The organism is Caballeronia sp. INDeC2, assembly GCF_023631325.1.
In the GTDB taxonomy this organism is placed as follows: Bacteria; Pseudomonadota; Gammaproteobacteria; order Burkholderiales; family Burkholderiaceae; genus Caballeronia.
In genome coordinates this window covers 88,594-102,233 of sequence record NZ_JALQDG010000017.1, presented here as the reverse complement: position 1 = coordinate 102,233, position 13,640 = coordinate 88,594, and the positions used below count along the sequence as shown (strand labels likewise).

Annotated in this window: 9 protein-coding genes and 1 tRNA gene; all 10 read left to right on the top strand. The window is 60.3% G+C overall.

What is annotated here, in order from left to right; genetic code table 11:
• On the top strand, positions 1-1,185 hold a 1,185-nt coding region (gene tuf, locus NCS28_RS12675), incomplete at its 5' end, for an elongation factor Tu (RefSeq protein ID WP_250477167.1).
• A 67-nt stretch (positions 1,186-1,252) separates the two neighbouring features.
• A tRNA-Trp gene (locus NCS28_RS12670) sits at positions 1,253-1,328 on the top strand.
• Positions 1,329-1,362: 34 nt separating this feature from the next.
• Positions 1,363-1,743, top strand: coding sequence for a preprotein translocase subunit SecE (secE, locus tag NCS28_RS12665; RefSeq protein ID WP_008343790.1), 381 nt, complete (start codon positions 1,363-1,365; stop codon positions 1,741-1,743).
• Position 1,744: 1 nt separating this feature from the next.
• Complete coding sequence (nusG, locus tag NCS28_RS12660; protein ID WP_014192489.1) at positions 1,745-2,302, top strand: transcription termination/antitermination protein NusG; 558 nt, start codon at positions 1,745-1,747, stop codon at positions 2,300-2,302.
• Positions 2,303-2,449: 147 nt separating this feature from the next.
• Positions 2,450-2,881 carry a 50S ribosomal protein L11 gene (gene rplK / locus NCS28_RS12655; RefSeq protein WP_062256081.1) on the top strand — a complete coding sequence of 144 codons (432 nt, stop codon included), beginning with the start codon at positions 2,450-2,452 and terminating at the stop codon, positions 2,879-2,881.
• On the top strand, positions 2,882-3,580 hold the full coding sequence (gene rplA, locus NCS28_RS12650) for a 50S ribosomal protein L1 (protein ID WP_250514131.1): 699 nt from the start codon (positions 2,882-2,884) through the stop codon (positions 3,578-3,580).
• Between the two features lie 301 nt (positions 3,581-3,881).
• A complete protein-coding gene (gene rplJ / locus NCS28_RS12645; protein ID WP_061120230.1) occupies positions 3,882-4,379 on the top strand; it encodes a 50S ribosomal protein L10 in 498 nt (165 codons plus the stop codon).
• A gap of 83 nt (positions 4,380-4,462) precedes the next feature.
• Entirely contained in the window at positions 4,463-4,837 is a 375-nt protein-coding gene (gene rplL / locus NCS28_RS12640; RefSeq protein WP_014192486.1) for a 50S ribosomal protein L7/L12, read from the top strand.
• 368 nt (positions 4,838-5,205) lie between these two features.
• Positions 5,206-9,312 (top strand): DNA-directed RNA polymerase subunit beta, encoded by a 4,107-nt coding sequence (rpoB, locus tag NCS28_RS12635; RefSeq protein WP_250514130.1) that lies wholly within the window; start codon positions 5,206-5,208, stop codon positions 9,310-9,312.
• Positions 9,313-9,333: 21 nt separating this feature from the next.
• Positions 9,334-13,575 (top strand): DNA-directed RNA polymerase subunit beta', encoded by a 4,242-nt coding sequence (gene rpoC, locus NCS28_RS12630; protein ID WP_061120228.1) that lies wholly within the window; start codon positions 9,334-9,336, stop codon positions 13,573-13,575.
• Positions 13,576-13,640: the final 65 nt, after the last annotated feature.

The following is a 13,640-nucleotide window of genomic DNA, read 5'->3' as shown; positions in this document are numbered from 1 at the left end:
AAAGGTAAATTCGAGCGGACCAAGCCGCACGTGAACGTGGGCACGATCGGTCACGTTGACCACGGCAAGACCACGCTGACGGCAGCAATCACGACGGTGCTCACGCAGAAGTTCGGCGGCGAAGCGAAGGCGTACGACCAGATCGACGCGGCGCCGGAAGAAAAGGCACGCGGCATCACGATCAACACCGCGCACGTCGAGTACGAAACGGCTAATCGCCACTACGCACACGTCGACTGCCCGGGCCACGCTGACTATGTGAAGAACATGATCACGGGCGCAGCGCAGATGGACGGCGCAATCCTGGTGTGCTCGGCCGCTGACGGCCCGATGCCGCAAACGCGCGAGCACATCCTGCTGGCCCGTCAGGTGGGCGTGCCGTACATCATCGTGTTCCTGAACAAGTGCGACATGGTGGACGACGCCGAGCTGCTCGAGCTCGTCGAAATGGAAGTGCGCGAGCTTCTGTCGAAGTACGACTTCCCGGGCGACGACACTCCGATCATCAAGGGTTCGGCCAAGCTGGCGCTGGAAGGCGACAAGGGCGAGCTGGGCGAAGTGGCGATCATGAACCTGGCCGACGCGCTGGATTCGTACATCCCGACGCCGGAGCGCGCAGTGGACGGTTCGTTCCTGATGCCGGTGGAAGACGTGTTCTCGATCTCGGGTCGCGGCACGGTGGTGACGGGCCGCGTTGAGCGCGGTGTGGTCAAGGTCGGCGAGGAAATCGAAATCGTCGGGATCAAGCCGACGGTGAAGACGACCTGCACGGGCGTGGAAATGTTCCGCAAGCTGCTCGACCAAGGTCAAGCGGGCGACAACGTCGGTATCCTGCTGCGCGGCACGAAGCGTGAAGACGTGGAGCGTGGCCAGGTTCTGGCCAAGCCGGGTTCGATCACGCCGCACACGCACTTCACCGCTGAGGTGTACGTGCTGAGCAAGGATGAAGGCGGCCGTCACACGCCGTTCTTCAACAACTACCGTCCGCAGTTCTACTTCCGTACGACGGACGTGACGGGCTCGATCGAGCTGCCGAAGGACAAGGAAATGGTGATGCCGGGCGACAACGTGTCGATCACGGTCAAGCTGATCGCTCCGATCGCCATGGAAGAAGGCCTGCGCTTCGCCATCCGCGAAGGCGGTCGTACCGTCGGCGCCGGTGTCGTGGCAAAGATCATCGAGTAAGAGCCAGAGATCTTTTCGGTAGTTAGTGGTTTCGGGGTCGGCGAAGTCCGTCGGCCCCAAATGGTTTAGGGGTATAGCTCAACTGGCAGAGCGTCGGTCTCCAAAACCGAAGGTTGGGGGTTCGATTCCCTCTGCCCCTGCCAAATTCTTGCGCCAAGTGGCGCTGTTTAAGGTGTTATGGCGAATCCTTCCGTCGAAACTGTAAATACTTCCGGCGACAAGTTGATGTTGGTGGCGGGCGTATTGTTGGTCTTGGCCGGGTTCGTTGGGTTCTTCTGGCTCTCGGGCCAAGAATGGTACGTCCGCGGCGCAGCGCTTGCTGTCGGTGTCATCGCGGGTGTCGCAGTCGGTCTCCTCTCTGCGCCGGGCAAAGGGTTCATCGCATTCGCCAAGGACTCGTACAAGGAAGTCCGCAAAGTTGTCTGGCCGACTCGCAAAGAGGCCACCCAGACGACTCTAGTGGTCTTCGCGTTTGTTCTAATCATGGCCATTTTTCTTTGGCTTAGCGATAAGTCGATCGAATGGGTGATTTTCTCGGCGATTCTGGGATGGAAATGATATGAGCGATACTCCGACATCCCCGAGTGGAAAACGTTGGTATGTGGTGCACGCCTACTCCGGCATGGAGAAGAGCGTGCAACGTGCGCTTCAGGAGCGCATTGAGCGTGCAGGCATGCAGGATCAATTCGGTCAGATCCTTGTCCCGACCGAAGAGGTCGTTGAAGTAAAAGGCGGCCATAAGTCGGTCACGGAGCGTCGTTTCTTTCCCGGTTACGTCCTGGTTGAAATGGAAATGACGGACGAAACGTGGCACCTAGTCAAGAACACGGCCAAGGTCACCGGTTTTGTCGGTGGCGCGCGTAACCGCCCCAGCCCCATCTCGCCGCGTGAAGTCGAAAAGATCATGTCGCAGATGCAGGAAGGCGTCGAGAAGCCTCGTCCGAAGACGCTGTTCGAAGTGGGTGAGATGGTGCGTGTGAAGGAAGGTCCGTTCACCGACTTCAATGGCAACGTTGAAGAAGTGAACTACGAAAAGTCCCGAGTCCGTGTCTCCGTCACGATTTTCGGGCGCTCGACACCGGTCGAACTCGAGTTCGGTCAGGTCGAAAAGCTTTAATCGAATACATCGCGCGTGGCTTTCGAGCCATCGCGCGATTCGCGCTTACGGTCCGCGTTCTGACCGTTGAGGAGCGTCAGTAGGCGGCAACGTCGAACACGCGCTATCACTCACCGAACGCTCACGCGTTCAGCAGAGGTTTTCAACATGGCAAAGAAAATCGTCGGCTTTATCAAACTGCAGATTCCTGCAGGTAAAGCCAACCCGTCGCCGCCGGTCGGTCCGGCGCTGGGCCAGCGCGGCCTGAACATCATGGAGTTCTGCAAGGCGTTCAACGCGCAGACTCAAGGTATGGAGCCGGGGCTGCCGGTGCCGGTCGTCATCACGGCATTCGCGGACAAGAGCTTCACCTTCATTATGAAGACGCCGCCGGCTACCGTTCTGATCAAGAAGGCAGCCGCCGTGCAAAAGGGTTCGAGCAAGCCGCACACCGACAAGGTGGGCAACATCACCCGCGCTCAAGCGGAAGAAATCGCGAAGACCAAGATGCCGGATCTTACGGCAGCTGATCTGGATGCAGCCGTGCGCACGATCGCCGGCAGCGCGCGTTCGATGGGCATCACTGTGGAGGGCGTGTAAATGGCTAAGCTTTCTAAGCGCCTTCAGGCATTCGCGAGCAAGGTTGATCGTCAGAAGCTGTACGCGATAGACGACGCGCTGGCTCTCGTAAAGGAATGCGCGAGCGCGAAGTTCGATGAGTCAATCGACGTCGCAGTTCAGCTCGGTATCGACGCGAAGAAGTCGGACCAGGTCGTTCGTGGCTCCGTCGTTCTGCCGGCTGGTACCGGTAAGTCGGTTCGCGTGGCAGTGTTCGCGCAAGGCGACAAGGCTGAACAGGCTCGCGCGGCTGGCGCGGACATTGTCGGCATGGAAGACCTCGCCGAGCAAGTCAAGGCTGGCAATCTGAACTTCGACGTTGTGATCGCTTCGCCGGACACCATGCGTGTCGTCGGTACGCTGGGCCAGATCCTCGGCCCGCGCGGCCTTATGCCGAACCCGAAGGTTGGCACGGTTACGCCGGACGTCGCTCAAGCGGTCAAGAACGCGAAGGCTGGTCAGGTTCAGTTCCGCGTCGACAAGGCCGGTATCATCCACGGCACGATCGGTCGCGCATCGTTCGAACCGGCATCGCTGCGTCAGAACCTTTCCGCGCTGATCGAAGCGCTGCAAAAGGCGAAGCCGGCAACGAGCAAGGGCGTGTATCTGCGCAAGATCGCCGTGTCGAGCACGATGGGCGTTGGCGTTCGCGTGGATCAAGCTACGCTGGCGCAACAGTAAGAATTTCGGGCGCGATCGATTGATCGCGCTTCAAAAGGGCTTTGGGCGGTTGCGAGGCTGCAGTATCGAGTCGAGCAACCGGTTGTCAAAGACCGTTGGTGGCGGTGCAGTAGGCAGGCATCGCCTTAATTCAAGCCAACGCAGATGGCGAACCCGAAACAGTTTTGTAGTGGTTGAAGTTGGTTGTCGATCATCCTGGATGATCACCAATCGATCGAAATACTCCTAACAGTCGGACGCCGTTGTCGAACGTGGTGCATGAGGGTTGTGGCCCGAGTGCATCGAATCTGGAGGTTTAACCGTGCCACTGAACAAAGAAGATAAGCAGGCAGTCGTCGCTGAAGTCGCCGCGCAAGTCGCGAAGGCTCAGACGATGGTGCTCGCTGAGTATCGTGGGATCACGGTTGGCGATCTGACCAAGCTGCGCGCGAAAGCGCGTGAGCAACAGGTGTATCTGCGCGTGTTGAAGAACACGCTGGCGCGTCGCGCCGTCGAAGGTACGCCGTTCGCTCCGCTGGCTGAGCAGATGACCGGTCCTCTGATCTACGGCATCTCGGAAGATGCCATTGCCGCTGCCAAGGTCGTCAACGACTTCGGTAAGGGCAATGACAAGTTGATCATCAAGGCTGGTTCCTACGAAGGCAAAGTGATGGACAAGGCAGGCGTGCAAGCGCTGGCCAACATCCCGAGCCGCGAAGAACTGCTCTCCAAGCTGCTGTTCGTCATGCAAGCACCTGTTTCCGGCTTCGCGCGCGCACTGGCCGCGCTCGCCGAGAAGAAGCAAGGCGAAGCTGCATAACGCACGCACTTGGGCGCCAGTAGCTCAGTTAGGTATTAGCTAGATCGCTAGCTCGATCCGAATTCAATTTAGGAGTATTTCAAATGGCAATCGCAAAAGAAGACATCCTGGAAGCCGTTGGCTCGATGTCGGTTCTCGAACTGAACGAACTGGTAAAGGCGTTCGAAGAGAAGTTTGGCGTGTCGGCTGCTGCTGTCGCAGTCGCTGGCCCGGCAGGTGGCGGCGCAGCTGCTGCAGTCGAAGAGCAGACCGAGTTCACCGTCAACCTGCTCGAAGCAGGCGCGAACAAGGTTTCCGTGATCAAGGCAGTTCGTGAACTGACGGGTCTCGGCCTGAAGGAAGCGAAGGACCTGGTTGACGGCGCACCGAAGCCCATCAAGGAAGCGGTGCCCAAGGCTGCTGCTGAAGAAGCCAAGAAGAAGCTGGAAGACGCAGGCGCGAAGGCTGAAATCAAGTAAGTTTCATTGCGCTATGCGAAGGCTGGCGGTTTTTCACCGCCGGCCTTTTTGTGCTTTGTGGGGACGCAGTTTTTATGCTTGTCGGCAAGCATAAAAGTCTCCACAGAAGCCAAAGAAAACACTCGGAGCGGCAGAATCTTCCGATCGTTCTCTTTGTCTTCTGAAGCGACTGCAGAAGGCAAGTTTGGTCGGGTAGCGGGAAACACAGGCATCCGCTGCCGTCAGCCAGCGGTTGGTAGCGGCCAACCACCAAGCTTCTAGATTCGCGCGTCCTCCCCGGACACGTGCGCGAGTCTCAGTCGGTGAACACCGGGCTGTGACATCGAGGTATCCCGCCTCGGTAACGCCCGCCGTGATTCGGAGATCGTATGCAATATTCCTTCACCGAGAAGAAGCGTATTCGCAAGAGTTTCGCGAAGCGCCCCATCGTTCACCAAGTTCCCTTTTTGCTGGCGACCCAGCTTGAATCATTCCAGACGTTTCTGCAAGCAGACACGTCGTCTTCGCAGCGCAAGTCAGAAGGCTTGCAGGCTGCGTTCACCTCTGTTTTCCCGATCGTTTCGCACAACGGCTTTGCGCGGCTCGAGTTCGTCAGCTACATGCTGTCGTCGCCGGCGTTCAACATCAAAGAATGCCAGCAGCGCGGCCTGACGTACTGCTCGGCCCTGCGCGCGAAAGTGCGTCTGGTTTTGCTGGACAAGGAATCGCCGAGCAAGCCGGTCGTCAAGGAAGTGAAGGAGCAGGAAGTGTACATGGGCGAAATTCCGCTCATGACGCCGACGGGTTCGTTCGTCATCAACGGAACGGAGCGCGTGATCGTGTCGCAGCTCCACCGTTCGCCTGGCGTGTTCTTCGAGCACGACAAGGGCAAGACGCACAGCTCCGGCAAGCTGCTGTTCTCTGCGCGCATCATTCCTTACCGCGGTTCGTGGCTCGACTTCGAGTTCGACCCGAAGGACGTGCTGTACTTCCGCGTCGACCGTCGCCGCAAGATGCCGGTCACGATTCTGCTGAAAGCGATCGGCATGACGCCGGAGCAGATCCTCGCGAACTTCTTCGTGTTCGACAACTTCGGCCTGATGAGCGAAGGCGCGCAAATGGAATTCGTTCCCGAGCGCCTGCGCGGTGAAGTCGCGCGTTTCGACATCCAGGACCGCGATGGCAACGTGATCGTCACGAAGGACAAGCGGATCAACGCGAAGCACATTCGCGACCTCGAGAACGCCAAGACGAAGTTTATCTCGGTGCCGGAAGAGTATCTGCTCGGCCGCGTGCTGGCGAAGAACGTGATCGATCCGGAAACGGGCGAAGTGATCGCGAACGCCAACGAGGAAATCACGGAAACGGTCCTCGAAAAGCTGCGCGAGGCGAAGGTCAAGGACATCCAGACGCTCTACACGAACGACCTCGACCAGGGACCGTATATCTCGTCGACGCTACGTATCGACGAAACCGCCGACAAGATGGCCGCCCGCATCGCGATCTATCGCATGATGCGCCCGGGCGAGCCGCCGACCGAAGAAGCGGTCGAGGCGCTGTTCAACCGTCTGTTCTACAGCGAAGATGCGTACGACCTGTCGAAGGTCGGCCGCATGAAGTTCAATCGCCGCGTCGGTCGTGACGAAATCGTCGGCCCGATGACGCTGCAGGACGACGACATCCTCGCGACGATCAAGATCCTCGTCGAGTTGCGTAACGGCAAGGGCGAAGTGGACGACATCGACCACTTGGGCAATCGTCGTGTGCGTTGCGTCGGCGAACTCGCGGAGAACCAGTTCCGCGCCGGTCTCGTGCGCGTCGAGCGCGCGGTGAAGGAACGCCTCGGCCAAGCCGAAAGCGAAAACCTGATGCCTCACGATCTGATCAACTCGAAGCCGATTTCTTCGGCGATTCGCGAGTTCTTCGGTTCGTCGCAGCTCTCGCAGTTCATGGACCAGACCAACCCGCTGTCGGAAATCACGCACAAGCGTCGTGTTTCCGCACTGGGCCCGGGCGGTCTGACGCGCGAGCGCGCGGGCTTCGAAGTCCGCGACGTGCATCCGACGCACTATGGCCGCGTGTGCCCGATCGAAACGCCGGAAGGTCCGAACATCGGTCTGATCAACTCGCTCGCTCTCTACGCGCACCTGAACGAGTACGGCTTCCTCGAAACGCCGTACCGCAAGGTCGTGGACAGCAAGGTGACCGACCAGATCGACTACCTGTCGGCAATCGAAGAAGGCCGTTACGTGATCGCTCAGGCGAACGCCGCAGTGGCCGACGACGGCACGCTGACCGACGAACTCGTGTCGTCGCGCGAAGCGGGCGAAACGCTGATGGTTACGCCGGATCGCATCCAGTACATGGACGTGGCGCCGTCGCAGATCGTGTCGGTGGCTGCATCGCTGATTCCGTTCCTCGAGCACGACGACGCGAACCGCGCGTTGATGGGCTCGAACATGCAGCGTCAGGCCGTGCCGTGTCTGCGTCCTGAGAAGCCGGTCGTCGGTACGGGCATCGAGCGTACGGTCGCGGTCGACTCGGGTACGACCGTGCAGGCGCTGCGTGGTGGCGTGGTCGATTACGTCGACGCGGGCCGTATCGTGATTCGCGTGAACGACGACGAAGCCGTCGCCGGCGACGTCGGCGTGGACATCTACAACCTGATCAAGTACACGCGTTCGAACCAGAACACGAACATCAACCAGCGTCCGATCGCGAAGGTCGGCGACAAGGTCTCGCGCGGCGACGTGCTGGCCGACGGCGCATCGACGGATCTGGGCGAGCTCGCGCTCGGCCAGAACATGCTGGTCGCGTTCATGCCGTGGAACGGCTACAACTTCGAAGACTCGATCCTGATCTCGGAAAAGGTCGTCGCGGACGATCGCTACACGTCGATCCACATCGAAGAATTGAACGTCGTTGCTCGCGACACGAAGCTCGGACCGGAAGAAATCACGCGCGATATTTCGAACCTCGCGGAAGTGCAGCTTGGCCGTCTCGACGAGTCGGGCATCGTGTACATCGGCGCGGAAGTCGAAGCGGGCGACGTGCTGGTCGGCAAGGTCACGCCGAAGGGCGAAACCCAGCTGACGCCGGAAGAAAAGCTGCTGCGCGCGATCTTCGGTGAGAAGGCGTCGGACGTGAAGGACACGTCGCTGCGCGTGCCGTCGGGCATGAGCGGCACGGTCATCGACGTGCAGGTGTTCACCCGCGAAGGCATCACGCGGGACAAGCGCGCGCAACAGATCATCGACGATGAATTGAAGCGCTATCGCCTCGACCTGAACGACCAGCTTCGTATCGTGGAAGGCGACGCGTTCCAGCGTCTCGCGCGCATGCTGAACGGCAAGGTCGCGAACGGCGGTCCGAAGAAGCTCGCGAAGGGCACGAAGATCGACCTCGCGTATCTCGAAGATCTCGACCACTACCACTGGTTCGACATCCGCCTCGCGGACGAAGAAGCAGCGGCGCAGTTGGAAGCGATCAAGGACTCGATCGAGCAGAAGCGTCACCAGTTCGACCTCGCGTTCGAAGAGAAGCGCAAGAAGCTCACGCAAGGCGATGAACTGCCGCCGGGCGTGCTCAAGATGGTCAAGGTATATCTCGCCGTGAAGCGTCGCCTGCAGCCTGGCGACAAGATGGCGGGTCGTCACGGTAACAAGGGTGTCGTGTCGAAGATCGTGCCGATCGAAGACATGCCGTATATGGCCGATGGCCGTCCGGCCGACGTCGTGCTGAATCCGCTCGGTGTGCCGTCGCGGATGAACGTGGGTCAGATTCTCGAAGTGCATCTGGGCTGGGCCGCGAAGGGTCTCGGCTGGCGTATCGGCGAGATGATGCAGCGTCAGGCGAAGATCGAAGAACTGCGTCAGTTCCTCACGCAGATCTACAACGAGTCGGGCCGCAAGGAAGAGCTGGAAAGCTTCTCCGACGACGAGATCGTCGAACTGGCGAAGAACCTGCGCGAAGGCGTGCCGTTCGCAACGCCGGTGTTCGACGGTGCGACGGAAGACGAAATGTCGCGCGCGCTGAATCTGGCCTACCCGGACGAGATCGCAACGAACCTCGGCATGACGCCGTCGAAGAACCAGGTCACGCTGTACGACGGCCGCACCGGCGAAGCATTCGAGCGCACGGTCACGGTCGGCTACATGCACTACCTGAAGCTGCACCACTTGGTCGACGACAAGATGCACGCGCGTTCGACCGGTCCGTACTCGCTCGTCACGCAGCAGCCGCTGGGTGGTAAGGCGCAGTTCGGTGGCCAGCGCTTCGGTGAAATGGAAGTGTGGGCGCTCGAGGCGTATGGCGCTTCGTATGTGCTGCAGGAAATGCTGACGGTCAAGTCGGACGACGTGACGGGCCGGACCAAGGTTTATGAGAACCTGGTCAAGGGCGATCACGTGATCGACGCGGGCATGCCGGAATCCTTCAACGTGTTGGTGAAGGAAATCCGCTCGCTCGGTATTGATATCGATCTGGACCGCAACTAATCGGACTACGGAGAGAAAGCAATGAAAGCTCTGCTCGATCTATTCAAGCAAGTCCAACAAGAAGAAGTTTTTGATGCGATCAAGATCGGCCTCGCGTCGCCCGACAAGATTCGTTCTTGGTCGTTCGGCGAAGTGAAGAAGCCTGAGACCATCAACTACCGCACGTTCAAGCCGGAGCGGGATGGTCTGTTCTGCGCGAAGATTTTTGGTCCGATCAAGGACTACGAATGCCTGTGCGGCAAGTACAAGCGCCTGAAGCACCGCGGCGTGATCTGCGAGAAGTGCGGCGTCGAAGTGACGCTGGCGAAGGTGCGTCGCGAACGCATGGGCCACATCGAACTGGCCTCGCCCGTCGCCCACATCTGGTTCCTGAAGTCGCTGCCGTCGCGTCTGGGCATGGTGCTCGACATGACGCTGCGCGACATCGAGCGCGTGCTGTACTTCGAAGCCTATGTGGTGATCGATCCGGGCATGACGCCGCTGAAAGCGCGGCAGATCATGACGGAAGAGGATTACTACAACAAGGTCGAAGAGTACGGTGACGAATTCCGTGCCGAAATGGGTGCGGAAGGCGTTCGCGAGCTGCTGCGCGCGATCAACATCGACGAACAGGTCGAAATGCTGCGCACCGAACTCAAGAACACGGGTTCGGAAGCGAAGATCAAGAAGTACGCGAAGCGCCTGAAGGTGCTCGAGGCTTTCCAACGCTCGGGCATCAAGCCTGACTGGATGGTGCTCGAAGTGCTGCCGGTGTTGCCGCCGGAACTGCGTCCGCTGGTGCCGCTGGATGGCGGCCGTTTCGCGACGTCGGATCTGAACGACCTGTATCGCCGCGTGATCAACCGTAACAACCGGTTGAAGCGTCTGCTCGAACTGAAGGCGCCTGAAATCATCGTCCGCAACGAAAAGCGGATGCTGCAGGAAGCCGTCGATTCGCTGCTCGACAACGGCCGCCGTGGCAAGGCGATGACCGGCGCGAACAAGCGTCCGCTGAAGTCGCTCGCCGACATGATCAAGGGTAAGGGCGGCCGTTTCCGTCAGAACCTGCTCGGTAAGCGCGTCGACTACTCGGGCCGTTCGGTGATCGTGGTCGGTCCGACGCTCAAGCTGCATCAGTGCGGTCTGCCGAAGCTGATGGCGCTCGAACTGTTCAAGCCTTTCATCTTCAACAAGCTGGAAGTGATGGGCGTCGCGACGACCATCAAGGCTGCGAAGAAGGAAGTCGAGAACCAGACGCCGGTGGTGTGGGACATCCTCGAAGAGGTGATCCGCGAGCATCCGGTGATGCTGAACCGCGCGCCTACGCTTCACCGTCTCGGCATTCAGGCTTTCGAGCCGGTGCTGATCGAAGGCAAGGCGATCCAGCTGCACCCGCTCGTCTGCGCGGCGTTCAACGCCGACTTCGACGGTGACCAGATGGCCGTTCACGTGCCGCTGTCGCTCGAAGCGCAGATGGAAGCGCGCACGCTGATGCTGGCGTCGAACAACGTCCTGTTCCCGGCGAACGGCGATCCGTCGATCGTGCCGTCGCAGGATATCGTGCTGGGCCTTTACTACGCGTCGCGTGAAGCGATCAACGGCAAGGGCGAAGGCATGACGTTCACGGGCGTGTCGGAAGTGATCCGCGCGTACGAGAACAAGGAAGTCGAACTGGCTTCGCGCGTCAACGTGCGTATCACCGAAATGGTGGCGAACGAGGACACGAGCGAAGGCGCGCCGGCGTTCGTGCCGAAGATCTCGCTGTACGCGACGACGGTCGGCCGTTCGATCCTGTCGGAGATTCTGCCGCCGGGCCTGCCGTTCTCGGTGCTGAACAAGCCGCTGAAGAAGAAGGAAATCTCGCGCCTGATCAACACGGCGTTCCGCAAGTGCGGTCTGCGCGAGACGGTGATCTTCGCCGACCAGCTGATGCAGATGGGCTTCCGTCTCGCGACGCGCGCCGGCATTTCGATTTGCGTGGACGACATGCTCGTGCCGCCGCAGAAAGAGACGATCGTCGGCGACGCAGCGAAGAAGGTGAAGGAGTACGACCGTCAGTACATGTCGGGTCTCGTCACCGCGCAGGAACGCTACAACAACGTGGTCGACATCTGGTCGGCGACGTCGGAAAGCGTTGGCAAGGCGATGATGGAGCAGCTCGCGACGGAACCCGTCACCGACCGTGACGGCAACGAGACGAAGCAGGAGTCGTTCAACTCCATCTACATGATGGCCGACTCGGGCGCTCGCGGTTCCGCGGTGCAGATTCGTCAGCTCGCCGGTATGCGCGGCCTTATGGCGAAGCCGGACGGCTCGATCATCGAGACGCCGATTACCGCGAACTTCCGCGAAGGCCTGAACGTGTTGCAGTACTTCATCTCGACGCACGGCGCTCGTAAGGGTCTGGCGGATACGGCGCTGAAGACCGCGAACTCGGGTTACCTGACGCGGCGTCTGGTGGACGTGACGCAGGATCTGGTTGTCGTCGAAGACGATTGCGGCACGTCGAACGGCGTGGCGATGAAGGCGTTGGTCGAAGGCGGCGAAGTCGTCGAAGCGCTGCGTGACCGTATTCTCGGTCGCGTTGCGGTGGCGGACGTCGTCAATCCGGAAACGCAGGAAACGCTGTACGCGTCGGGCGATCTGCTCGACGAAGACGCGGTCGAGGAAATCGAACGCCTCGGCATCGACGAAGTGCGCGTGCGCACGCCGCTGACCTGCGAAACGCGCTACGGCCTGTGCGCCGCGTGCTACGGCCGCGACCTCGGCCGCGGTTCGCGCGTGAACGTCGGTGAGGCAGTCGGCGTGATCGCTGCTCAGTCTATCGGTGAGCCGGGTACGCAGCTGACCATGCGTACGTTCCACATCGGTGGTGCGGCGTCGCGTGCGGCGGTTGCTTCGACGGTCGAAGCGAAGTCGAACGGTACGGTGCGCTTCACGGCCACGATGCGCTACGTCACCAACGCGAAGGGCGAGCAGGTCGTCATTTCGCGTTCGGGCGAGGCGATCATTGCGGACGACTTCGGTCGCGAGCGTGAACGCCACAAGGTGCCGTACGGCGCGACGCTGCTGCAACTCGACGGCGCGCAGATCAAGGCCGGTGCGCAACTGGCTCAATGGGATCCGCTGACGCGTCCGATCATCACCGAGTGGGGCGGCACGGTGAAGTTCGAAAACGTCGAGGAAGGCGTGACCGTTGCGAAGCAGATCGACGACGTGACCGGTCTTTCGACCCTGGTCGTGATCGACGTGAAGCGTCGCGGCTCGCAGGCTTCGAAGAGCGTGCGTCCGCAGGTGAAACTGCTCGACGCGAACGGCGAGGAAGTGAAGATCCCGAACACCGAGCATTCGGTGCAGATCGGCTTCCAGGTCGGCGCACTGATCACCGTGAAGGACGGTCAGCAAGTGCAGGTCGGTGAAGTGCTGGCTCGTATCCCGGTTGAAGCGCAAAAGACGCGTGACATTACCGGTGGTCTGCCGCGCGTGGCCGAACTGTTCGAAGCGCGCTCGCCGAAGGACGCGGGTATTCTCGCGGAAGTCACGGGCACGACGTCGTTCGGTAAGGACACGAAGGGCAAGCAGCGTCTCGTCATCACGGATCTCGAGGGCAATCAGCACGAGTTTCTGATCGCGAAGGAAAAGCAGGTGCTGGTGCACGATGGTCAAGTCGTCAACAAGGGCGAAATGATCGTCGACGGTCCTGCCGATCCGCACGACATCCTGCGTCTGCAGGGTATCGAGGCGCTGTCGCGCTACATCGTCGACGAAGTGCAGGACGTGTACCGTTTGCAGGGCGTGAAGATCAACGACAAGCACATCGAAGTGATCGTGCGTCAGATGCTGCGTCGTGTGCAGATTGTCGACAACGGCGATACGCGCTTCATTCCGGGCGAGCAGGTCGAGCGTTCGGACATGCTGGACGAAAACGACAAGATGATCGCGGAAGACAAGCGTCCGGCGACGTACGACAACGTGCTGCTCGGTATCACGAAGGCATCGCTGTCGACCGACTCGTTCATCTCGGCGGCATCGTTCCAGGAAACGACGCGCGTGTTGACCGAAGCGGCGATCATGGGCAAGCGCGACGATCTGCGTGGCCTGAAGGAAAACGTGATCGTCGGCCGTCTGATTCCGGCCGGTACGGGTCTCGCGTTCCACAAGGCGCGGAAGGCCAAGGAATCGTCGGATCGCGAGCGTTTCGACCAGATCGCGGCCGAAGAGGCATTCGACTTTGGTACACCGGAAACCCCGGCAGCGGAGCAGCAGCCGCATACCAACGAGTAAGCGTCTTTTACCCGTAGTCGCTACGAACCGCTCAGCTTCGGCTGGGCGGTTTTTTTTTGCCTCTT

Excerpts from the sequence above, each read along its gene's own strand:
- secE (WP_008343790.1), top strand. The coding sequence starts at position 1,363 with ATGGCGAATCCTTCCGTCGAAACTGTAAATACTTCCGGCGACAAGTTG.
- nusG (WP_014192489.1), top strand. The coding sequence starts at position 1,745 with ATGAGCGATACTCCGACATCCCCGAGTGGAAAACGTTGGTATGTGGTG.
- rplK (WP_062256081.1), top strand. The coding sequence starts at position 2,450 with ATGGCAAAGAAAATCGTCGGCTTTATCAAACTGCAGATTCCTGCAGGT.
- rplA (WP_250514131.1), top strand. The coding sequence starts at position 2,882 with ATGGCTAAGCTTTCTAAGCGCCTTCAGGCATTCGCGAGCAAGGTTGAT.
- rplL (WP_014192486.1), top strand. The coding sequence starts at position 4,463 with ATGGCAATCGCAAAAGAAGACATCCTGGAAGCCGTTGGCTCGATGTCG.
- rpoB (WP_250514130.1), top strand. The coding sequence starts at position 5,206 with ATGCAATATTCCTTCACCGAGAAGAAGCGTATTCGCAAGAGTTTCGCG.
- rpoC (WP_061120228.1), top strand. The coding sequence starts at position 9,334 with ATGAAAGCTCTGCTCGATCTATTCAAGCAAGTCCAACAAGAAGAAGTT.